Here is a 21,211-nt window from a genome sequence, read left to right on the forward strand (position 1 = left end):
GGCTTTTGGCTTTTGGCTTTTGGCTTTTGGCTTTTGGCTTTTGGCTTTTGGCTTTTGGCTTTTGGCTTTTGGCTTTTGGCTTTTGGCTTTTGGCTTTGTCCCTTCTCCCGCCTGCGGGAGAAGGTGCCCCTAAGGGGCGGATGAGGGGGCTTTGGGTTTTGCGGGAAAGCTTCTGCCGAGCATGGCTCGGCACTACAGGCATCGCGGCTTTGCTTCATCCCTGCTCCCGCCTCCGGAACTGCAGCCCCCCTCTTGGGAAAGGTGCCCCGAAGAGGCGGATGAGGGGGGCTTTGGGTTTTGCAGTAAAGCCCCTGCCGAGCATGGCTCGGCACTACAGACACCGCTTGGCTTTGTCTTGAGCCCTTCTCCCGCTTGCGGGAGAAGGGTTGGGATGAGGGGGAGCTCTTGCTTCCGCTTCCGCTCTCAGCCCTGCGCGCGCAGCAGCTGATGCAGGGTGCTCTTCAGCCTGCGCCCCTCTTCGCGCAGGTAATCACGCTCATCCCGCCAGGCGGGAAAACGGGCCTCCACTTCCGCCCAGAACGCCGGCGAATGATTGGCCTGCAACAAGTGGCACAGCTCGTGTACCAGCACGTATTCGAACGCCGACGGCCGTGCCAATACCAGCGCAAGATCCAGGGCCATCGAGCCATCCGGCGCCAGCGAGCCCCACTGCGAAGACATCACCTTGGGCCGCAGCCGCGTCGGTGCGCGCGCCAAGCCCGGCAGATAGCGCGGTAGCCACTGGCCAACATCCGCACGCACCTGCACTTCATAGAACTCGCGCAGCGCGCGCCGCAATGCGGGTTCACCCGCGCGTGCGGACAGCTGGATGTTGACCACGCCAGCATCAACCTCGATACGGGCAAACCGCCCTTCCTGCCATTGCACCGGCAACAACTCGCCGCGCAACGGCAGCACGCCGGGTTCGCGCAACTTCAGCGCCGGTGCCAGCAGGCCATCGCCACCCAACCGCGCCAGCTGCTGCTGCAACCATTGCCGGTTGGCCTGCAGAAAACGTTCGCCGGATACCAGGCTCGCGCGCAGCGGCATGGTCAGCCGCGCGCCGCGTTCATCCACGCTGAGCTTGAGCCGGCGTGCACGCGGGTCACGCACGCGCAGCACGTCGATCTCGGCATCATCCAGACGCAGGCGCACCGTGTCGCGCTGGATCACCGGCGCGGCGGGTGTCATCAAACGGCGGAACAGACTAACCATAAGCCCAGCATAGTCCCTACCCGGTTACGAAACCGGGTAGGCCCACAACGGGTTCAGCTGTCAGCCTTGCTCAGCTTGAAGGCCTGCTCAAGCAGCAGGAACAAGCGACGGATTTCGCCGCTCTGCAAGGCGAAGCGGGCATCCAACTCGGCACGGCGGCCTTCCTCGTCGATGTGCTCAAGCTGGTCCAGCGCGCCATCGAGGAATTTCAGCTTGCGCACGATCAGGTCGTCGCCCAGCACGAAGGACAGGTTGTCCTCGAAGATCAGCGCCAGCTTGGTCACCTGCTTGCCGGCGTCCAGGTGCTTGTCGATCTCGTCGCAGCGCAGTTCCTGGTGCTGGCACTTGACCACCGCACCGCCTTCGGCCGGGTCCTTCATCTCGCATTCTTCGCCCAGGCTCAGGCCTTCGGGCAGCGGCTCGCCAGCGATCCACGCAGTCAGGATGGCACGCGGTGCGACTTCGGCGTTCAGCGGCATCGCCGGGAAGCTGCCGAGCATGCCGCGGATGTCGCTCATCACGTTCTCGCCGGTCTTGCGGCTGGAACTGTCGACGGCGACATAACCGTGCTGCAGGTCGAGGAAGGCATCGGTACGCGAGCTCTTGACGAAGGCGCGCGGCAGCAACTCGTGCAGCAGGTCGTCCTTCAGGCGCTTGCGCTCGCGGCCGCCGGGCTTGCGGCCTTCCTTCTCTTCGATCTCTTCAAGCTTGCGCTGCAGCAGATCGTTGACCACCACACTTGGCAGGATCTTGTCTTCGCCGCCCACGGTCAGCCACAGCGCATCACCGATGCGGTGCGAGAACTGGACCTTTTCTTCACGACCGAACGGCGAGATGAAGCCGCGCGAGGTCATTTCCAGGGCGCCAACAGGCTTGAGCACCACCTGCGGCAACAGCGTGTCGACGTCGGAGAAATCAATGGAAGTCGGGAAACGGAACAGCGTGAGGTTCTTGAAAAACATGGGTGTCCTATTTCGTAATCATGGTTCAGGGCCTTGCTTCTCAGCGCGGGAGAAGCTGCTCCGAAGAGCGTGCCCCCGTGGAGCTCGGGGGCGGATGAGGGAGCGCGCTACCGGACTTCAGATCACCGTAGCACTGCCTACCCTCATCCCAACCCTTCTCCCGGCGGGAGAAGGGCTGCTTGATCTTGTTGATTGTCGCCAACGGCCAGCCAGGCCTGTGCATCAGACTGCGCTGCGTCTTCACGGCGGCCCAGCGACAGGAAATCGAACAGCTTGGGATCGGCCAGCTGCGAGGGCCGGATATCGCCCAGCGCGCGGGAGATCTGTTCGATGCGGCCGGGCGTGTCCTTTTCCCACTGCTTCATCATCAGGCCGACCTGCTTGCGCTGCAGGTTTTCCTGGCTGCCGCACAGGTTGCACGGAATGATCGGGAACTGGCGGGCGTCAGCGTACTCGATGATGTCCGCTTCGCGCACATAGGCCAGCGGGCGGATCACCACATGCTTGCCGTCGTCGCTGCGCAGCTTGGGCGGCATGCCGGAAATCTTGGAGTGGTGGAACAGGTTCATGAAGAACGTGGCCACCATGTCATCGCGGTGGTGGCCCAGCGCGATCTTGGTGAAGCCATTGGCTTCGGCATAGGTGTACAGCGAGCCACGGCGCATGCGCGAGCACAGCGAACACATGGTCTTGCCTTCCGGGATCACCCGGCTCACCACCGAATAGGTGTCCTGTTCGATGATGTGGTACGGCACGCCGATCGAGGCCAGATACTCGGGCAGCACGTGCTCGGGGAAGCCGGGTTGCTTCTGGTCCAGGTTCACCGCCACCAGCTCGAAGGGCACCGGCGCCTTCTTCTGCAGCTGCAACAGCACATCCAACAAGGTGTAGCTGTCCTTGCCGCCAGACAGGCAGACCATCACCTTGTCGCCGGCTTCGATCATGCCGAAATCGGCAATGGCCTGGCCTACCTGGTGACGCAGGCGTTTGCCGAGTTTCTGGTGTTCACGTTCGGCCGCGTGCGGATCACGGGCCCGCGGGGCGGGATCGGGCAGGGAAATGACAGCGCTCATGCGGCCATTCTACCGGGTCGGCGGCATCCCTCACGCGGCCGATGGCAACGTGTATGCTCAACCCCCGTGGAGACCATGACCCCCGAGCAGATCAGCCAACGCATCGCCGTCCTGCGGGCCGAACACCGCAGCCTGGACGAGAACATCGCGCGCCTGGCCGCCAACCCGGACGACGATCTGGAAGCCAAACGGCTGAAGAAGCGCAAGCTGCAGCTGCGCGACTGCATCACCCAGCTCGAATGCATGCTGATACCGGACGAGCCCGCCTGAACGCGGCGTAGTGCCGAGCCATGCTCGGCAAGGGGCTTTGCAAGGCAATCCAGCAACACCGCAGGGCTTGTGGGAGCGGCGTAAGCCGCGAAGCCGGCAGCGTTGCAATCGCCGGCATGCCTGCAATCTGAGCGAGCGATGGCTTCGCGGCTTACGCCGCTCCCACACCCTGCGTCCCATCACCCTGCACGGCCGCAAACAAAGTCAAAACCTACCCCTCCCCAACCCTCCCCTTCGCTACGCGAAAGGGAGGGAGCACGTAGTGCCGAGCCATGCTCGGCAGAAGCCTTACCGGTAACGCTTCAGCGGAGCATGGCTCCGCTCTACGGGATATCCCATCAGCCTGCTGGGGGCACTTCCGGCTTCACCGCTTCCGGGCTCACACGCTCGATGGTGTGGCGCAGTTCGCGGCCGAGGATGAACTTGGCGTCCTTGGCCCAGGCATCCAGGCGTTCATCGAACAGCAGCTTGCTGTTCTGGTCCGGCCACACCAGGCGCAGTTCGCGCATCTTCTGGATGAAGCCGCGGAACAGGGTCTTGTCGAAGAACTCCGGCGCCGCCGGTGCGTACAGCAGGCTCAGCCGTTGTGCGGCCTGCTGGCACAGACTTTCCAGTTCGCCAGCGCCGAGCGTGCCGGGGCCGTTCTTCACCAGCACCGAGATGGCGATGTAATAGCGCTCGAACGCCTGTTGCAGCGAATGGCCGATCGCGCGCAGGCGGAACACCTCGTCGGTCTGGCCAGTGCTGCGTGCAAGCATGCCGCCATCGTCCTCGCCCACGTGCTGCAGCAGGCCTTCGCGTACGAACACGTCGATGGTCTGATCGATACGCGCGGCGAACTCGTCTTCGGTCCACGGCAGGAACAACTCTGCCTGCAGGAACGGGTACAGGCCGCGGCCCAGCCGCAGCAGGCCGCCACGGCTCATGCGGCGGTTGTTCTGGAAGCAGCACGCCACCCACGACGAGGCGGTGAACAGGTGCAGCACGTTGTTGCGGAAGTAGCTCAGCAGCACCGCAGTGTCGCCACTGACGCTGAGCACATCGCCCAGCGGGTGCTTGATGCGGCTGAGGACGTTGATTTCCTCGGCGTGGGCAATGATGCGCTCGGGCGAATGCGGGGTAACCGTGACCCGGTCCGAATACGGCATTTCCACCAGCAGCTTCTTGCACAGCTCGATCTGCGCGATCAGGTCGGCCTCGCCCATCGCGTGCTTGGGCGTGGACAGCAGCGCCAATGCCAGCAGGTTGATGGGGTTGACGTCGGCAGCGGCGTTGATGCGTTCCTGGATCTGTTCGGCCAGCACGTCGACGGTGCCGGCCAGCCAGCTCGGCTTCTCGTCTTCGGGTACCGGTTGGCCGTCCCATTCGGGCGCCATCTTCGCCAGTACGTCATTCAGCGCGATCGGCTCGCCGAAGTTCACCACCACCTGGCCGTAGTTCTGCTTGAGCACCTTGGGAATGCCCCACAACAGCGCCCAGATCGATTCCTTTTCCTTCGGCCGGCCGGTCAGCTCATCCAAGTAGCTGTTGCCTTCCATCAGCTTTTCATAGCCGACGTAGATGGGCTGGAACAGCACCGGCTTGCGCGGCTGGCGCAGGAACGCACGCAGCGTCATCGAGATCATGCCGCCCTTGGGCTGCAGCAGCCGGCCGGTACGCGAGCGCCCGCCTTCGACGAAGTATTCGATCGAGTAACCGCCGGCCACCAGCTGCGCCACGTATTCGCTGAGCACCGCCGAATACAGCGCATTGCCCTTGATCGAGCGGCGGATGAAGAACGCGCCGCCTTTGCGCAGCAGCGTGCCGACCACCGGCAGGTTGAGGTTGATGCCGGCCACGATGTGCGGCGGCACGATGCCGCGGTCGTACAGCAGGTAGCTCAGCAGCAGGTAGTCCATGTGGCTGCGGTGGCTGGGCACGTAGATGATTTCGTGGCCAGGCGCGGCTTCCTTGAACTTGTCCAGGTGGTGCACCAGCACGCCGGCATAGATGCGGTTCCAGACGTGGCTGAGCATGAAGCTGGCCGAACGCACCACCGGGGTGGAGTAATCGGCGGCGATTTCCCAAGCGTAGCCCTGCGCCTTCTTCCAGGCGTCGGTGGTCTTGGAGTTGTCGCGCTTGGCCTGGGTGGCGATGGCTTCGCGCACCGGGTCCGACTCCAGCACCTTGTCCACCAGCAGGCGGCGGGTGGACAGATCCGGGCCGATGATCGATTCGCGGATGCGGCGGAAATGGGTGCGCAGCACGCGCTGCAGCTTGCGTACGGTGCGCTCGGGCTCCAGGCCTTCGTCCACGGTTTCGCGCAGCGATACCGGCGGGGCGAAACGGACAATCGTGTCGCGGCCATTGAGCAGGATCGCCAGCAGGCGGCGGAAGCGGCCAACCAATGCCCAGTTTTCCGAGAACAGCACCGCGAACCAGCCGCTCTGCTTGTCCGGGGCGCGGCCGACGAAGATCGACACCGGCACCAGGTGCACGTCCAGGCCGGGGTTGGCGCGGTGCGCCTGCAGCAGCTTGGCCAGCGAATCGGAATGGGTCTTGGCGCCGCGCTGTTCGGGCAGCAGCATGTTGTTGCTGGAGCGGCGCGACAGGGCCACATAGGCGCGCTTGCGGCCGGTGGGGTCACCGGCCAGCGGCACCAGCGGTGAGGGCAGGCCGGCGTCACGGCAGGCCTTGTCCAGGATCAGCGCGTTGGACAGGCCGTAGTCTTCCAGCACATAGACCACCGGGCGGCCGTCATTGTGCTGGCCGGGCTGCTCGGGCTCGATCTTCAGGCCAAGCCAGGGCTCGACCAGCTTGCCCAGCAGGCGCGCCCACAGCGGTGGACGGGCGGCACGGGCAGGCGCCGCCGGCCGCGCGGGGGCGCCCGGCACGATGGCAGCAGGAGTGGCGGGCGTCGCGTTGGCGTCGTCCGGCGGCAGCAGTTCACCCTGGTCGGGCTGGGATTTCTGTTTCGACATCGGCGCCATTATGGCTTAGCTGCCGCAGCGGCGTTGTCTGGTCTTTCCAGCTCTGGGGTTGGCGCCGGCGCCAGGGCATCGGCCTTGGCCTGTTCGGCCTCGGCTTTGGCCTGCTCGGCAGTGCGCGCGGCGGCCAGCAGTGCGTCCACCTCGCTCAGGGTCCGCGCCAGATACCAGTGCTTGTCGCGGCGTACCAGCGTCACCTGCAGATCCAGCTCCTTGCCTGCCAGCGGATATTGCACACGCACGGTTGCAGTGTCGCCGTCCTGTGACACCAGCCCGGTGCGCATCTGCTGCACGCTTTCATCCAGATTCAAGCCGTACGCGGCCAGCACCTGCTTGCTGGCGGCGGCAAACGGCCCCAGTTTCTGCAGGGTGCCGGTCATGCCCGCGTCCTGGAAGGCCTGTTCGCCAGCCAGGCCGGTGGCGCGGGCAGCGGCGGTAAGGGTGGCAATCGAGCTTTGCGCCAGCTTGGGATCAGGCAGCGGCGCGGCCTGGGCCCAATCGCTGAGCGCGGTGACCAACTGCACGTAATGCGCACGTTCGGCGGCGTTGTAGTCGCCTTGGTGGCTGATGTACTGCACACCAAACAGGCCCAGCGAGTGCGCGGCCTGCCGCACGGCGGCAGTCTGGCCTTCCAGCTGCGCCTTGAAGGCACGCTGCAGCTGGCGTTCTGCGTCCTTCTCCGACAGCGTTGCCAGCAACGCTGGCAGCTTTTCATCCAGCGGCAGCTCGGTCAGCGGCCAACGGCTGTGGCCCTGCGCCCAGGCGGCCTCCAGCTCGGCGTACTGCGCCGGCGGCACCGCATCGCGGGCGTAGGCGACCAGATCGTTGTCGTGCAGGTGCTGGACCAGTTGGCGTACCGCCGCCGCAGGTTCAGTGGCGGCGCCGGGCAGCGCCTCGGGGTTGCGCTTGCAGGCAACCGTCACCGCCACAAGGCAGACGGCAAGCAAGGCGATGTTCTGGCAGCTGCGTAATGAACGTCGTTGCATGGCGGCGTCGATCCTCCCCGTAGGCCGAGCATCTTGAAGCCTGCCCGGTGACAGCAGCAAGCATGGCCGTCACGCCGTCGAAGTACGGGTCGATGGCCGCTGACGCTGCCAATCCCAGGTTCCACACCGGTCCGGGAATAAAAAAAGAGGCCGCCCCGTTGCCGGTGACAGACCCCTCAAACCGGCGCGAAGCCGGTAGACATGTTTGACGCATCGCCGGCAGAGCCGGACGAGACGTAGCCTACGCGCCGGATTCAGTTAAAGCAACACTTTATGAATAACAATGTAAGTTATTGATTTCACTTGATTGAATCGAGAATTTCGCGCTGCATGGCCAGCGCCGCAGCGCGCGGATCGGCCGCCAGCCGGATCGGCCGGCCCACGACAATCGCGTCAGCGCCATCGGCAAAGGCCTGGGCCACGCCGACGGTGCGCTGCTGGTCGTCACCGACCGGGCCGCCGGGGCGGATGCCGGGGCAGACAATGGAGAAACCCTGACCGGTAGCGGCGCGGATCGGCGAGGCTTCCTGGCCGGAGGCGATCACGCCGTCAATGCCGGCGCGCTGCGCGGCCAGCGCGCGCTCCACCACCACGTCCACCGGCTCACGGTCGATGCCCATCTGCGCCAGATCCGGCCGCCCCATCGAGGTCAACACGGTCACTGCCAGCAGGCGCATGTCCGAGGTGTTGGCGGCGGCAGCGGCTTCCATCATGCCGGGGTGCCAGCCGTGGATGGTGCAGTAGCTCACTGGCCACTGCGACAAACGTTTGATCACGCCGGCAATGGTGGCCGGGATGTCGAAGAACTTGAGATCGACGAACACGCGCTTGTCGCGCTTGGCCAATTCATCCAGCACGTCGAAGTACTCGCCGGAGGCCAGCAGCTCCATGCCGATCTTGTAGAAGGAGACCGCATCGCCAAGCTTGTCCACCCATTCGATGGCCTCGGCCTTGCCGGCTACGTCCAGCGCGAAGATCAGGCGTTCATCGGCACGCAGCGGCAGCGGTGCGCGGCTCATCGGGCCACCTCCAGCGCTTCACGCTTTGCCCCGTTGCGCAGATCGGCCGGCAACGACCAGGCATTGTTGATCGCCGCGCCTTCCCAGCCACCGTAGGTGGGGTTGGACAGGATCCACCAGCGCGAGCCGATCCAGCCCTGGTACTTGTCCAGCAGCAGATCACGCGCGGCCAGGCTGTTGTCCTCGACCTGCAGGAAATCGGTGAACTGGTCGCCCACCTGCATCAGCACGCGGTACTGCTGCGCCACCAGCTGGCGGCGGCAGCCCTTCTCGCTGCCATGTTCGGTGCAGCCCGGCACCGGCGTGCCCAGGCCCAGGTAGACGCTGTCATCGGCGACCGGGAAGCCGACCTGGCGCAGGTTGGCGATGGTGGCGTCCTTCATCGCCGCAGTGCGGTTGCTGATGTAGATCATGGTCACGCCCTTGGCCGCCGCGGCCTGCGCGAACTGCACCGCGCCGGGTACCGGCTGGGCCTTGCGTTCATCCACCCAGGCTTCCCAGGTGGCGTCGTTGTAGCTGGTGCCATCGCGCACCAGGCGCGCCTGGTAGGGCGAGTTGTCGAGTACGGTTTCGTCCACGTCCACCACCACCGCCGGCTTCAGCTTGGCCGACTGGTGATTGCCGCCTTCTTCGGGCAGCAGCGCGGTCCAGCTGCCATCGGCCAGCGCCGCGTCCAGCTGCGCGCCGGCCAGCTTCCAGGTCTGCAATGCGCTGGCCCGGTATTCCTGCGAACGCTGCACCCACAGCACGGCATTGAGGTTGTCGTTGGGGGCATTGGCCGGGGCCACCAGGGCGTCGGCCGGGGCCGGTGAAACGCGGCTCAGCGGCGCGGTCGAGCTGCAGGCGGCCAGCGACAGCACGGCGCTGGCCAGCAGGGTAAAGGCGGGGAATCGGGACATGGAAACTACCGGGTATCTTCGAAAACCGGGCAAGTTTACCGGCTCCCTGCCTTGCTCGCCCTGCGCGGCGGAAACCGGGGTCGGCGCAGGGTTTCGCCTTCGGAGCCGCCGCTGCCCCGGCTTCGCCCCGGGTTTTCGCTGTCAGCTATGCTTGCGCCCCCTAGCAACACCGGAACCCGACCCATGAGCGACGACAGCCAGACCCCTGATTTCCCGGTACTTGATGCCGCCCTGGCGCGCGTGCTCGGCTGCCTGATCGAAAAGGAGGCCACCACCCCGGACGCCTACCCGCTCACGGTCAACGCCGCCCAGGTGGCCGCCAACCAGAAGACCGCACGCGAGCCGGTGATGAGCCTGGAAACCGGCAAGGTGCAGCACGCCCTGCGCCAGCTGGAGACCATGGGCCTAGTCCGTCAGCACTTTTCCTCACGCGCCGACCGCTACGAGCACCTGACCGGCATCAAGCTCGACCTGCCGCGCCAGCAGGTGGCCCTGCTCGGCCTGTTGCTACTGCGCGGCCCGCAGACCGTCGCTGAACTGGCCACCCGCAGCGAGCGCATGACCCGGTTCGCCGATGCCGCCGACCTGCGCCACCAGCTGGAGCGCATGCAGCAGCGCGGGCTGGTGGTACAGCTGCCGCGCGCCTCCGGGCAGCGCGAAGACCGCTTCATGCACCTGCTGTCCGGTCCGGTGGATGTAGACGCCTTGGCAGCGCAGTACCGGGCGCCGTCGGGCGCTGCCGCCCCGGCGGATAACAGCGCGCTGGAAGCGCGCGTGCAGCAGCTGGAAGACACCGTCGCTGCCCTGCAGGAGCAGCTGGCAACGCTGCAGGAACAGCTGGGCGGCTGAGCGGGTTCAGTCCTGTGGCGTGTTGACGAACAGCAGCAGCTGTTCGTTTTCGCCCGGCAATACCACGGTGCCGTCGCGCTGGAAGCCTGTTTTTTCCAGCAAGGCCACCGAACGTGCATTGCCCTGCGACACGATTGCACGCAGTTCACCCAGGCCGAGCGTGTTGCGGGCGTAGCCGAGCACCGCCTGTACCGCTTCGCGCGCATAGCCCTGCCCGGTAAATGGCGACAGCAAGGCATAGCCGACATCGGCGCTGGGCAGACCCGGGCGCCGCACCAGCCCGGCATTGCCCAGCCAGGCACCATCGCTGCGACGTTCAACAGCGTACATGCCGAAGCCATGCGCGGCGTAGCTGCCGAAGGTGTGTTTGCGCACGTATTCGCGCGCCTGCTCCAGCGTGCGCACGCCACGGTCGCCGATGTATTGATGGAAGCCGGGTTCATTGAGCAGCTGCAGCATCGCGGCGGCATCGCCGTCGTCATCACGCAGCAGGCGCAGTTGCAGGCGTTCGGTCTGGATCAGGGACATAAGGGGCTCGGTTTTAGCCCCCTCTCTTTTGCGTAGCAAAGGGGAGGGCTGGGGAGGGGTGTTTTTGATTTTGCCCGGTAGAACCCCTGCCGAGCATGGCTCGGCACTACCGCCATCCTTTTGGCCGAAGGCCAGGGAGACGGCTGGGAGCTGTTCGCGCTGAGCCCCAATCAAAACGCAAAACCCGGAGCCAAAGCTACCCCCTCCCAACCTCCCCCTTGGCTGCGCCAAAGGGGAGGAGCAAAGCAGCGTCCCTCGGCCGCAGCAGGCCTGCCCCCTCCCTAGAAGATCTGCCCCCTCCCTTTCGCGCAGCGAAGGGGAGGGTTGGGGAGGGGTAGCTTTTGATGTTGGCCGGTAGAGCCCCTGCCGAGCATGGCTCGGCACTACCGCGCTACCTTTAGCCGTAGCGCTGGGGTGGCTTTCGCGGCAACACCTCAATCAAAAAGCGCTTGAATCGCCGCCAATCCCGCTTTCGCCCGTTCCTGCTTGTGCGCTGCATCGGCTACCGGGTCGGCACCATCGCGCTGGATCTCGCCAGCCGGGATCTCATCAAAAAACCGACTCGGCTTGAGCCGGATGTGCTCGCCGAACTTGCGGGTCAAGCGGCTGAAACTCATCCACAGCTGGATCTTGGCGCGGGTAATACCCACGTACAGCAGGCGCCGCTCTTCCTGCAGATTGCCTTCGTCCAGGCTGACCTGGTGCGGCAACACACCGTCCTCGCAGCCGACGATGAACACATACGGGAACTCCAGGCCCTTGGACGCATGCAGCGTCATCATCCGCACCTGGTTACCGCCGTCGTCCTTGTCGTTGCGCGAGATCAGCGCCAGCTGCGCGGCCATGTCAGCGGCGCTGGCACCACGCGGGCCGCTTTCAAACCACGAGGCCAGTTCTTCCAGATTATTGGCGCGGCGCTCGTAACCGGCCGTGTCCTTGGCCGCATGCCGCAGCTCGGCCAACATGCCCGAATCCTTGGCCACGCGCCGCACCAGGTCGCCCGAGCTCATCTGCCGCATGTCCAGCCGCAGCGCGCGCAGGATGTCGGTGAACCTGCTCAGGCTGTTGGCCGCACGCGGCGTGAGCTGTGCCAAGGCGCCCATGCTTTCGGCTGCGTGGGCCATCGGAATATCTTTCTCGGACGCGAGCTCGGCCAGCTTGGCCAAGGTGGTTGCGCCGACGTCGCGCTTGGGCGACTGCACCGCGCGCATGAAAGCGGTGTCGTCGTCCGGGTTCACGATCAAGCGCAGCCAGGCCAGTGTGTCCTTCACTTCCTGGCGTTCCAGGAACACCGTGCCACCGTTGAGGTGATACGGAACGCCCACCAGCTGCATGGCTTTTTCCAACGGCCGTGACTGGAAATTGCCACGGAACAGGATGCAGAAATCACTCCACGGGATCTTGCGGTTGGTCGCGAGAAAGTGAATTTCAGAGGCGACTTTTTCCGCCTCGTGCTCGCTGTTGCGGCACTCCCAGACGCGGATGCGCTCGCCGTCGGCCTGGTCGGACCACAAGGTCTTCAGATGCTCATGCGGGTTGTGCGCGATCAAGGCATTGGCCGCACGCAGCACGCGGTTGGAACAGCGGTAATTCTGCTCCAGCTTGATGATCTGCAGCGCCGGGTAATCCACCGCCATCTGCTGCAGGTTTTCCGGGTTGGCGCCGCGCCAGGCGTAGATCGACTGGTCGTCATCGCCGACGCAGGTGAAGTTGCCAGCGGGCCCGGCCAGCTGCTTGAGCAACCGGTACTGGGCATCGTTGGTGTCCTGGCATTCGTCGACCAGCAGGTAGCCGATGCGCTCACGCCAGGCCAAGGCGACATCCGGGTTCTCTTCCAGCACCTGCACCGGCAGCCGGATCAGGTCATCGAAATCCACCGCGTTGAACGAGGTCAGGCGGGTCTGGTACAGCTCGTAGACCATCGCCGCGTCTTTTTCGCGGTTGCTGCGCGCCGCCGCCATTGCCTGTGCAGGCGACAGCCCGGAGTTCTTGGCGCGCGAGATCAGGTTTTTCATGTCCTCAATATCGTCGGGCTTGGCATTGGTCCCGCCCAGCAGATCCTTGATCTGCGCGCCGGCGTCGTCGGCATCGAAAATGGAGAAACTGCGCTTCAGCCCCACGTGTTCATGTTCGATCTGCAGGAATTTCAGACCCAGCGCGTGGAAAGTGCAGATGGTGACCTCGGCCGCATCCTCGGCGCGCAGGCGCTTGCCCACACGTTCGCGCATTTCCTTGGCCGACTTGTTGGTGAAGGTGATTGCAGCGATACGGCGGGCCGGGTAGCGGCGGATACCGATGAGATGGGCGATTTTCTCCACGATCACGCGGGTCTTGCCGCTACCGGCACCAGCCAGCACCAGCAGAGGACCTTCGGCATGCACGGCCGCGGCACGTTGGGGGGGATTGAGGGAATCCAGCATCTACAAACGAGTGAATAGGAGTGAGTAACGAGATCGAGCGGGGCGCAATGCCGGCACCGGGGTATTCTGTCACCCCTCGGGATCCGATGTTGCTTTCACTGGTTCCTGGTTCCCACTCCCTAGTTCCTGATTCAATGGCCAAGCTCTATTTCTACTATTCGGCGATGAACGCCGGCAAGACCACCACCCTGCTGCAGTCCGCGCACAACTACCGCGAGCGCGGCATGCGGGTGGCCCTGTTGACCCCGCACCTGGACCACCGCGCCGGCACCGGCGTGGTCGCCTCGCGGATCGGGCTGCAGGCCGAAGCAACCACCTTCGAGCGCGATACCGACCTGGAGAAACTGATCCAGCAGGACATCGCCGCCCACGGCAGACTCGGCTGCGTGCTGGTGGACGAAGCCCAGTTCCTGAGCAAGGCGCAGGTCTGGCAGCTGTCGGAAATCGTCGACCAGCTGCGCATCCCGGTGCTGTGCTACGGGCTGCGTACCGACTTCCGTGGCGAGCTGTTCGAAGGCAGCCAGTACCTGCTGGCCTGGGCCGACGAGATGCAGGAGATCAAGACCATCTGCCACAGCGGCAAGAAGGCGACGATGACCGTGCGCGTGGACGAGAACGGTTTTGCGGTGCAGGACGGCCCGCAGGTGGAGATCGGCGGCAACGAGCGCTATGTGTCGGTGAGCCGTGCCGAGTTCAAGAAGATCACCCGCGGTGAAGGGCGGATTGATCCTATGCAGGCGCCGCTGCCGTTGTAACGCTTTTTCTTCTCACGCGTGCGGGGTTAAGAACAGGCGCCAACGAGCCAGAGGCTCGTGACTGTTCGTACGCCCTGCGTGCTACGCAGGGCCGGGGCGCGGAGCGAGGTGCCCCGAAGGGGCGGATGAGGGGAGAGGCGCGAAGCGCTGCTTTGGCTTTGGCTTTGGCTTTGGCTTTCAAAGCTTCCCCTCACCCCAACCCCTCTCCCGTGAACGGGAGAGGGGCTTGAGCTAAAGCTTGAGCAAAGGCCTCAATACAGCGTCCGCTCCGGCGCACCAACAGCCGGCGGCGTGTACTGGTACAGCCAGGTTTCGGTCAGGGTCTTGCCGCCGCTGCGCAGGTACAGGCGCACGTCGATCTGCTCGGTGCTGCCTTCCGGCGGCACCAGGTCGAACATCGCGCGGTAGCCCTTGATCTCGCGCAGCGGCCGCGCCGAGACAACTTCCACTCGGCCACGGCTGGTTTCCACCACCGCTTCCACTTCGCCCTTGTCGATCAGGCTGGCCAGTTCGCCACCTTCGAAATCGACCGCGAAACGCCATGAGAAATACTCGCGCTTCTTGCCGATGATGCCGCCCAGGCCGGTGCGGCTGGCGACGCAATGGGCGAGCGGCGGACGCGCCGGCGGCTCGGCGCCCCAGTACAGGCGATAGCCGACCAACAGTTCCTGGCCCGGCTGCGGCTTGGCCTTGGGGTTCCAGAAGGCAACGATGTTGTCGAAGGTTTCATCGACGGTGGGGATCTCCACCAGCTGCACCGAGCCTTCGCCCCATTGCCCCTTCGGTTCGATCCACAGGCAGGGGCGCTTCTCGTAGAACACGCCGTCGTCCTGGTAATGGTCGAAGTTGCGGTCACGCTGCAGCAGGCCGAAGCCGCGCGGGTTGTTGTCCACGAACATGTTGAAGCGCAGGTTGGCCGGGTTGCACAGCGGCCGCCAGATCCATTCGCCGGCACCGTTCCACATCGACAGGCCATCGGTGTCGTGGATCTCCGGGCGCCAGTCCCAATCCATGCGGCGGTCGTTCTCGCCCACCTGGTACATGCTGGTGCACGGCGCGATGCCCAGCCGCTCGATTTCCTTGCGCGGGTACAGCGCGCTGTCGATGTCCATCAGCAGCACATCGCCATTGGTGATGGCGAAGCGATAGGCGCCGGCAACGCTGGGCGAATCCAGCAGGCCGTAGACAACCAAGGTGTCCGAGTCGGCGGCGGGCTGTTCCAGGTAATAGGCGATGAAGTCCGGGAACTCCTCCGGGCGACCCATGCCGGTATCGATGGCCAGGCCACGCGCCGATTGCCCGTACTGGCCTTCCTTGCCTACCGCGCGGAAATAGCTGGCGCCGAGGAAGGCGGCGAAGTCGCGGTCGGTATCGGTGCGGGTATTGAGGCGGAACCCGGCAAAGCCGAGGTCGGCTGGCAACTGCCCGCCATGGATACCGCTCTTGCCGTAATTGAAGGCGGCACCGTCATAGGCCAGTTCCTGCGCCTTGCCGTCGACCACGTCGAACATGCGCACCGGCGAATGGAAGTACAGGCCCAGATGGAAGAACTTGGCCTGGAACTTGCCCGGTTGGTCGGCCCACAGGGCGTGATCCTGGCGGTAGCTGATGGACTGGTATTGGTCCCAGTCGAGCTTTTCCAGCTCCGCCGGCAAGGTGCGCTTATGGCTCTTGTAGGGCGTCTGCGCCAGCGCGCGGGCCTGGCCCTTGAGCGTGGCGAAATCAAAGGCTTGCGGCTGGCCCAGCCGCCGCAGCCCCAGCTGGGCCGGCTTGCCGGCCGCACAGGCGGTGAAAGCGGGAAGCCCGAAGGCCGCCAAGGCGGCTGCGGCGTTGCGCAGGAAGTCGCGTCGTTGCATGGAAAGGCAGGCCGAGAAGGGACCGCAGCATGGTAGGCGGATTTACGTGAATCGACAGCCTCGGCCCGTCACTGAATGAACATCCGCTTCAGCTGCCTGTAGCGCCGAGCCATGCTCGGCAGAGGCCTTGCCGGCAAACCAGCAGCAACGGCGCAAAACGCGCAACCCGCGCTGCATGACTCAGCGAAAAGCCACCCCTCCCCAACCCTCCCCTTGCCTGCGGCAAAGGGAGGGAGCAAAACCCGTAGTGCCGAGCCATGCTCGGCAGGGGCCTTGCCGGCAAACCAGCAACAGCGACACAAAACGCGCAACCCACGCTGCATGAGTCAGCGAAAAGCCAACCCCTCCCCGACCCTCCCCTTGCCTGCGGCAAAGGGAGGGAGCAAAACCCGCAATGCCGAGCCATGCTCGGCAGCGGCCTTCGCGGATAACGGCGCTGCCGAGCATGGCTCGGCACTACAGGCGTCCCGCCCTCAACGCTGGCAATACCCGCACCACACCGTTGCCCGCTGGCCAATGCTGGCGTAGCGCAACGCGCGCCCGCACTGCTTGCAGGTCTCGCCCTCGCGGCCGTACACCAGCAGCTCCTGCTCGAAGTAACCGGGTGCACCATCGGGGCTGATGAAATCACGCAAGGTGGTACCACCGCGCTGGATCGCATGACCCAGGATTTCCTTCACCGCGTCGGCCAAGCGTTGATAGCGCGCCCGTGACACCTTGCCGGCTTCGCGCAGCGGGTTGATGCCGGCCATGAACAGGCTTTCCGCCGCGTAGATATTGCCCACGCCGACAACGATGCCCTGGTCCATCAGGAAGGTCTTGATTGGTGCCTTGCGGCCACGGCTGCGCCGGAACAGGTAGTCGCCATCGAAATCCGTATCCAGCGGCTCAGGGCCAAGATCGCGCAGCAGCTCGTGGGTTTCACCTGCGGGTTGCCACAACAGGCAGCCAAAGCGGCGCGGGTCGTTGAAGCGCAACAGCCGCCCGTCTTCCAGGCTGATATCGACATGGTCATGTGCGCGCACCGGCGTATCGCCGGGCAGCACGCGCAGGCTGCCGGACATGCCCAGGTGCAGCACCGCACTGCCCAGTTCGGTGTCCAACAGCAGGTACTTGGCGCGACGACGGATTGCCTCGATGCGCTGGCCCGGCAGCAGTTGTTCTATCTCCGCTGGAATCGGCCAGCGCAGGTCCGGCCGGCGCAGGATCACGCCATGGATGCGGCGATCGACCAGATGCGGCTCCAGCCCGCGCCGTGTGGTTTCTACTTCGGGTAGTTCTGGCATGCGGGCCTCAAGGCGATGTGCTTGCTTGTGTTTGTGGAAACGGCGTAAGCCGTGAAGCTGGTGATGGCGAACGACGGACCTGTATCGATTGCAATGCGCCATCGACTTCGGTTGGATTTTTGGCTTCGCGGCTTACGCCGCTCCTACAATCGCACCGACGATTGTATTTGTGGGAACGGCGTGAGCCGTGAAGCTGGTAGCGATGAACTGCCGGCCAGTACCGACTGCAATGCGCCATCGGCTTCGGTTGGATTTTCAGCTTCGCGGCTTACGCCACTCCCACATCCATATTCCAGGTTTCAGGGGCTGCCGCTCAGCGCGGGGGCGCCATCAGCTCGCGGGCGCTCAGGTAGCCATCGCCGTTGGCATCCTGCCTGGCGAAGCGGGCCAATATCACCTGCCGCTGTTCGTCGCGACTGATCGGCTTGCCGCGTGCGCCGGGCTGCTCGGCAGCTTCCAGCACACCGTCGCCATTGCGATCCATCCTGTCGAAGGCGTACAGCATCCATTGCAGGTATTCGTCCGGGCTGACGCGGCCATCGCCGTCGCTGTCCATGCGCTGCAGGTATTGATTGGTGTCCTGCACCTGCGCCGTCACCGGCAGCGCTGCACCCAGCAGACAAACCAGGAAAATCGTCTTCATGCGGCGCTGAGCGAATAGCCCTTCAGCCGCGCGGCATAGGCCTGCAATGCGGCGCTGCCACTGGCCTCGGCTTCCTGGCACCACTGCTGCAGCTGGCGCAGGCGATCGGCGGCGTCGTGGCTGCGTGCTTCCAGCAAGGCAGACAGGCGCGCGCGGTGTTCAACCAGCAACTGGATACGCGGGCGCTGCTGCACCCAATTATTCAACTGCGCACGGCAGTCGGGTTTCAGCCAGCGACCATCGTTGACCAGGCCCTTGCGCATGCGCCGTGGCAGCAGCTTGCGCAGCTTGGCGCCGGCAGCGGCGGCTTCTTCCTTGAGCGCCGGTGCCAATACATTGCGCTGGTAGTCGGTCATCGCCTGGAAGCGATGCGACAGCAATGCCTTCAAGGTATCGGCATCGGGCACGGCGATGTTCGGACGGATGTCCATGCTGGGTGCAACGCGCAGCACCTTGGCCAGGCGCAGGAACTGCAGCAGGCGGATCATCTGCCAGCCGATATCGAACTCCCAGCGCCGCATCGAGAAGCGTGCCGAGCTGGGAAACGCATGATGGTTGTTGTGCAGCTCTTCGCCGCCGATCCAGAACGCCCACGGGGTGAGGTTGGTGGAGGTGTCGGCCGATTCAAAATTGCGGTAGCCCCACCAGTGACCGAGACCGTTGACCACACCGGCCGCCCAGAACGGAATCCACGCCATCTGCATCGCCCAAAGCGCGATGCCCGGCAGACCGAACAACACGCTGTTGATCACAAACAACAGGATCGGACCAAGGTTGGCATGCGGGGTGTAGAGCCTGCGCTCGATCCAGTCCTCGGGCGCGCCACGGCCGTACTGCTCGATATCGCCACGCAGCGTGCGGGCCTCGCGGTACAGCTCCACGCCGCGCCAGAACACATTGCTGATGCCTTTGGTCACCGGGCTGTGCGGGTCGTCTTCGGTTTCCACCTTGGCGTGGTGCTTGCGATGGATGGCCACCCACTCACGGGTGATCATCGAGGTGGTCAGCCACACCCAGAAGCGGAAGAAATGCGACACCAGCGGATGGAAATCCACACCGCGATGGGCCTGGCTGCGATGCAGGTACAAAGTGACCGCAAAGATGGTGAGCTGGGTGAACACCAGCAGCACCGCCAGCATGCCCCACCAGCCCAGGCCGGCAACGCCACCGGTAAGGATATCGAGCAGTGCATCAGACATTGCGGGGACTCCAGGCAGTCGGTGCCAGATGAAACCAGTGCTACACATGATGGGGGCTGTCGGCGCAAACTTCATCCACCTGCGGCACGTCCGTTGGTCGAATCCTCAGCTGCCACCTTCACCTGAATGTCCATTGCTCCTGCCGCCGATGCGGTTCCCCTGATTGAACTAGACCATGCCTGCGTCATCCGTGGCCAGGTGCGCGTATTGCATGAGCTGAACCTGCGTATCGAGCAGGGCCAGCACACCGCCATTCTTGGCCCGAACGGCTGCGGCAAGTCCTCATTCATCAAGCTGATCACGCGCGAGCTGTATCCACTGGCTCGGGCTGATGGTCAGGTGCCGGTCAAGGTGATGGGCCAGACCCGCTGGCAGGTGGACCGGCTGCGGGCGCAGCTGGGCATCGTCACCGGCGATCTGTCGAGCAACCTGTCGGACATGCCCGGTCTCAGCGTGGAAGAGGCGGTTATTTCCGGCTTCTTCGCCAGCTATGTGGTGCCCGCGCATCGCGACGTCACCGATGCCATGCGCCAGCGCGCGCGGCATGCGCTGGAACTTGCCCGCGCCCTGCCCCTGCTCGGCCGCAGCTATGCCGAGCTGTCCGCCGGTGAAACCCGGCGGGTGCTGATTGCCCGGGCGCTGGTCAACCAGCCCAAGGCCTTGCTGCTGGATGAGCCCTCCACCGGCCTGGACCTGATCTCGCGCCAGCACCTGATCGACAGCATGCGTCACCTAGCCCAGCAGGGCATCACCCTGGTGTTGGTGACCCACCACATCGAGGAAGTGATCCCGGAGATCAACCGCGTGGTGTTGATGAAGGGCGGGCGCATCGCTGCCGATGGCAGCCGCGCTGACCTGCTGCGCTCCGGGCCACTGTCGGACGTGTTCGGCGGGCCTATCGAGGTGCGCGAGGATGCCGGGCGGATGACGGCCTGGGCTGGCGATCTGTAGTTTTTTGGAGCAAATGCACCCCTCCCCAGCCCTCCCCTCGGCTACGCCGAAGGGAGGGAGCTTTGGCCCCTCCCCTTTGGCGCAGCCAAGGGGGAGGCTGGGAGGGGGTGACTTTGGCCGTTGCTTGAGCCGGCTGCTGCAACCCCACGCGAACAGCACCCCTCCCCAGCCCTCCCCTGCGCGTAGCGCAAGGGAGGGAGCTTTGGCCCCTCCCCTTAGGCGCAACAAAGGGGGAGGGGGCAGCGCGCGGCGGTTGGTGCGATGATGCCCGCCCGCTCCCGTAATTCCGTTGTCCTCGCAATGTCATCTTCTGTTGCCCCGCTGCGCTTCGGCGCCGCCCTCGCGCTGGCCGCCGTGCTCAGCGCCTGTTCCAGCATCCCCACCCTGCCTTCCACCGCAGGCGGCGACTCCGGCACCAAGGTCCCCGGCTATCTGACCGGTACCGCCATCCCCGACAGCCTGGCGCTGAGCCCGGCGCCGCCAGCCCCCGGCTCCGCAGCCGCGCAGCTGGATGACGCCGTCGCCAGCCAGGCCCTGACCATGCGTGGCAGCGCCCGTTTCGTGCAGGCACATACCGATGCCGACCTGAGCTTCCCGGCCGGCGCCGACCAGTTCAGCTGTGCGCTGGGCGTGGCCGTCACCGCCAAGACCACACCGGTGCTGTATCGCCTGCTCGAACGCAGCCGCATCGACGCCAGCGCCGCTACCAAGGCGGCAAAGACGCACTACCAGCGGCCGCGCCCGTTCATGGTCAACAGCGCACCGACCTGCACCCCCGACGATGAGGAAGGCCTGCGCAGCAGTGGCTCCTATCCGTCGGGACATACATCGATCGGCTGGGCCTGGGCCTTGATCCTGTCGGAAATCGATCCGGAGCATGCCACCGCGCTGATCGAACGCGGCCGCAATTACGGCCATAGCCGGCTGGTCTGCAACGTGCATTGGTATAGCGACGTGCAGCAGGGCCAGTTCATGGGTGCGGCAACCGTGGCACGGCTGCATGACAACCCGGAATTTGCCGCCGACCTGGCCAAGGCCCGCGAAGAACTGGTGCACGCACGCACGCTGAATCTGCCGATGCCGCGCGATTGCGCCGCAGAAACCGCAGCGCTGACCTCGGACATCCCCGAAGCCCGCTAAGCAGGCTTATGTAGTGCCGAGCCATGCTCGGCAGGGGCCTTACCAAGAGAAACCTGCAGACCCGGGTAGTGCCGAGCCATGCTCGGCATCGAGATCCAAGCGACCCGATTTTGTAGGAGCGGCGTCAGCCGCGAAGCAAGCGTTGTTTGAATCACAGACATGCCTGCAACCGGGTCCACTCCTGGCTTCGCGGC

General features: G+C 64.9%; 18 protein-coding genes. 5 read left to right on the forward strand and 13 right to left on the reverse strand.

Annotated elements, in window-relative coordinates:
• Positions 1–423: 423 nt before the first annotated feature.
• The 3 genes from ABE493_RS17975 to ttcA form a co-directional block, all read right to left on the reverse strand.
• Positions 424–1,215, reverse strand: coding sequence for a M48 family metallopeptidase (locus tag ABE493_RS17975; protein ID WP_346500495.1), 792 nt, complete (start codon positions 1,213–1,215; stop codon positions 424–426).
• A gap of 53 nt (positions 1,216–1,268) precedes the next feature.
• Entirely contained in the window at positions 1,269–2,177 is a 909-nt protein-coding gene (locus ABE493_RS17980; RefSeq protein WP_346500497.1) for a recombination-associated protein RdgC, read from the reverse strand.
• Between the two features lie 143 nt (positions 2,178–2,320).
• Entirely contained in the window at positions 2,321–3,250 is a 930-nt protein-coding gene (gene ttcA, locus ABE493_RS17985; RefSeq protein WP_346500499.1) for a tRNA 2-thiocytidine(32) synthetase TtcA, read from the reverse strand.
• A 75-nt stretch (positions 3,251–3,325) separates the two neighbouring features.
• Here ttcA and ABE493_RS17990 point away from each other — a divergent pair, with 75 nt between their 5' ends.
• Positions 3,326–3,520, forward strand: coding sequence for a YdcH family protein (locus tag ABE493_RS17990; RefSeq protein ID WP_152984661.1), 195 nt, complete (start codon positions 3,326–3,328; stop codon positions 3,518–3,520).
• A 338-nt stretch (positions 3,521–3,858) separates the two neighbouring features.
• Here the strand turns inward: ABE493_RS17990 and plsB are convergent, their stop codons facing one another.
• The 4 genes from plsB to ABE493_RS18010 all read right to left on the reverse strand — a co-directional run bounded on the left by plsB (position 3,859) and on the right by ABE493_RS18010 (position 9,390).
• Positions 3,859–6,480, reverse strand: coding sequence for a glycerol-3-phosphate 1-O-acyltransferase PlsB (gene plsB / locus ABE493_RS17995; RefSeq protein ID WP_430980812.1), 2,622 nt, complete (start codon positions 6,478–6,480; stop codon positions 3,859–3,861).
• 8 nt (positions 6,481–6,488) lie between these two features.
• Positions 6,489–7,472 (reverse strand): hypothetical protein, encoded by a 984-nt coding sequence (locus ABE493_RS18000; protein ID WP_346500504.1) that lies wholly within the window; start codon positions 7,470–7,472, stop codon positions 6,489–6,491.
• Between the two features lie 299 nt (positions 7,473–7,771).
• The gene (gene pyrF, locus ABE493_RS18005; RefSeq protein ID WP_346500506.1) at positions 7,772–8,491 is read right to left on the reverse strand and encodes an orotidine-5'-phosphate decarboxylase; all 720 of its coding nucleotides are present in this window, start codon (positions 8,489–8,491) and stop codon (positions 7,772–7,774) included.
• Positions 8,488–9,390, reverse strand: a complete 903-nt coding sequence (locus tag ABE493_RS18010) for a 5'-nucleotidase, lipoprotein e(P4) family (RefSeq protein WP_346500509.1) — start codon at positions 9,388–9,390, stop codon at positions 8,488–8,490. Before ABE493_RS18010 ends, pyrF begins: the two co-directional genes overlap by 4 nt.
• 183 nt (positions 9,391–9,573) lie before the next feature.
• On the opposite strand from ABE493_RS18010, the gene ABE493_RS18015 reads away from it, so the two are divergent.
• Complete coding sequence (locus ABE493_RS18015; protein ID WP_346500511.1) at positions 9,574–10,239, forward strand: YceH family protein; 666 nt, start codon at positions 9,574–9,576, stop codon at positions 10,237–10,239.
• Positions 10,240–10,245: 6 nt separating this feature from the next.
• Here the strand turns inward: ABE493_RS18015 and ABE493_RS18020 are convergent, their stop codons facing one another.
• On the reverse strand, positions 10,246–10,767 hold the full coding sequence (locus tag ABE493_RS18020; RefSeq protein ID WP_346500513.1) for a GNAT family N-acetyltransferase: 522 nt from the start codon (positions 10,765–10,767) through the stop codon (positions 10,246–10,248).
• Positions 10,768–11,201: 434 nt separating this feature from the next.
• On the reverse strand, positions 11,202–13,184 hold the full coding sequence (locus ABE493_RS18025) for a UvrD-helicase domain-containing protein (RefSeq protein ID WP_346500531.1): 1,983 nt from the start codon (positions 13,182–13,184) through the stop codon (positions 11,202–11,204).
• Positions 13,185–13,321: 137 nt separating this feature from the next.
• On the opposite strand from ABE493_RS18025, the gene ABE493_RS18030 reads away from it, so the two are divergent.
• Positions 13,322–13,942 (forward strand): thymidine kinase, encoded by a 621-nt coding sequence (locus ABE493_RS18030; RefSeq protein WP_346500515.1) that lies wholly within the window; start codon positions 13,322–13,324, stop codon positions 13,940–13,942.
• Between the two features lie 251 nt (positions 13,943–14,193).
• Here ABE493_RS18030 and ABE493_RS18035 read toward each other — a convergent pair whose 3' ends face one another.
• The 4 genes from ABE493_RS18035 to ABE493_RS18050 form a co-directional block, all read right to left on the reverse strand.
• Positions 14,194–15,798, reverse strand: coding sequence for a glucan biosynthesis protein (locus tag ABE493_RS18035; protein WP_346500517.1), 1,605 nt, complete (start codon positions 15,796–15,798; stop codon positions 14,194–14,196).
• 473 nt (positions 15,799–16,271) lie between these two features.
• On the reverse strand, positions 16,272–17,084 hold the full coding sequence (mutM, locus tag ABE493_RS18040; protein ID WP_346500519.1) for a bifunctional DNA-formamidopyrimidine glycosylase/DNA-(apurinic or apyrimidinic site) lyase: 813 nt from the start codon (positions 17,082–17,084) through the stop codon (positions 16,272–16,274).
• A gap of 313 nt (positions 17,085–17,397) precedes the next feature.
• Entirely contained in the window at positions 17,398–17,727 is a 330-nt protein-coding gene (locus tag ABE493_RS18045; protein WP_346500522.1) for an EF-hand domain-containing protein, read from the reverse strand.
• Positions 17,724–18,926, reverse strand: a complete 1,203-nt coding sequence (locus tag ABE493_RS18050) for a DesA family fatty acid desaturase (protein WP_430980813.1) — start codon at positions 18,924–18,926, stop codon at positions 17,724–17,726. The genes ABE493_RS18045 and ABE493_RS18050 overlap by 4 nt, the downstream gene beginning before the upstream one ends.
• Positions 18,927–19,052: 126 nt before the next feature.
• Here ABE493_RS18050 and ABE493_RS18055 point away from each other — a divergent pair, with 126 nt between their 5' ends.
• Entirely contained in the window at positions 19,053–19,877 is an 825-nt protein-coding gene (locus ABE493_RS18055; protein ID WP_346500526.1) for an ABC transporter ATP-binding protein, read from the forward strand.
• A 300-nt stretch (positions 19,878–20,177) separates the two neighbouring features.
• Positions 20,178–21,017 (forward strand): acid phosphatase, encoded by an 840-nt coding sequence (locus ABE493_RS18060; protein WP_346500529.1) that lies wholly within the window; start codon positions 20,178–20,180, stop codon positions 21,015–21,017.
• Positions 21,018–21,211: the final 194 nt, after the last annotated feature.

Origin of the sequence: Stenotrophomonas terrae (assembly GCF_039674165.1) — a bacterium.
Classification (GTDB): Bacteria; Pseudomonadota; Gammaproteobacteria; order Xanthomonadales; family Xanthomonadaceae; genus Stenotrophomonas; species Stenotrophomonas terrae_A.

Excerpts from the sequence above, each read along its gene's own strand:
- ABE493_RS17975 (WP_346500495.1), bottom strand. The coding sequence starts at position 1,215 with ATGGTTAGTCTGTTCCGCCGTTTGATGACACCCGCCGCGCCGGTGATC.
- ABE493_RS17980 (WP_346500497.1), bottom strand. The coding sequence starts at position 2,177 with ATGTTTTTCAAGAACCTCACGCTGTTCCGTTTCCCGACTTCCATTGAT.
- ttcA (WP_346500499.1), bottom strand. The coding sequence starts at position 3,250 with ATGAGCGCTGTCATTTCCCTGCCCGATCCCGCCCCGCGGGCCCGTGAT.
- ABE493_RS17990 (WP_152984661.1), top strand. The coding sequence starts at position 3,326 with ATGACCCCCGAGCAGATCAGCCAACGCATCGCCGTCCTGCGGGCCGAA.
- plsB (WP_430980812.1), bottom strand. The coding sequence starts at position 6,480 with ATGTCGAAACAGAAATCCCAGCCCGACCAGGGTGAACTGCTGCCGCCG.
- ABE493_RS18000 (WP_346500504.1), bottom strand. The coding sequence starts at position 7,472 with ATGCAACGACGTTCATTACGCAGCTGCCAGAACATCGCCTTGCTTGCC.
- pyrF (WP_346500506.1), bottom strand. The coding sequence starts at position 8,491 with ATGAGCCGCGCACCGCTGCCGCTGCGTGCCGATGAACGCCTGATCTTC.
- ABE493_RS18010 (WP_346500509.1), bottom strand. The coding sequence starts at position 9,390 with ATGTCCCGATTCCCCGCCTTTACCCTGCTGGCCAGCGCCGTGCTGTCG.
- ABE493_RS18015 (WP_346500511.1), top strand. The coding sequence starts at position 9,574 with ATGAGCGACGACAGCCAGACCCCTGATTTCCCGGTACTTGATGCCGCC.
- ABE493_RS18020 (WP_346500513.1), bottom strand. The coding sequence starts at position 10,767 with ATGTCCCTGATCCAGACCGAACGCCTGCAACTGCGCCTGCTGCGTGAT.
- ABE493_RS18030 (WP_346500515.1), top strand. The coding sequence starts at position 13,322 with ATGGCCAAGCTCTATTTCTACTATTCGGCGATGAACGCCGGCAAGACC.
- ABE493_RS18035 (WP_346500517.1), bottom strand. The coding sequence starts at position 15,798 with ATGCAACGACGCGACTTCCTGCGCAACGCCGCAGCCGCCTTGGCGGCC.
- mutM (WP_346500519.1), bottom strand. The coding sequence starts at position 17,084 with ATGCCAGAACTACCCGAAGTAGAAACCACACGGCGCGGGCTGGAGCCG.
- ABE493_RS18045 (WP_346500522.1), bottom strand. The coding sequence starts at position 17,727 with ATGAAGACGATTTTCCTGGTTTGTCTGCTGGGTGCAGCGCTGCCGGTG.
- ABE493_RS18050 (WP_430980813.1), bottom strand. The coding sequence starts at position 18,926 with ATGTCTGATGCACTGCTCGATATCCTTACCGGTGGCGTTGCCGGCCTG.
- ABE493_RS18055 (WP_346500526.1), top strand. The coding sequence starts at position 19,053 with ATGTCCATTGCTCCTGCCGCCGATGCGGTTCCCCTGATTGAACTAGAC.
- ABE493_RS18060 (WP_346500529.1), top strand. The coding sequence starts at position 20,178 with ATGTCATCTTCTGTTGCCCCGCTGCGCTTCGGCGCCGCCCTCGCGCTG.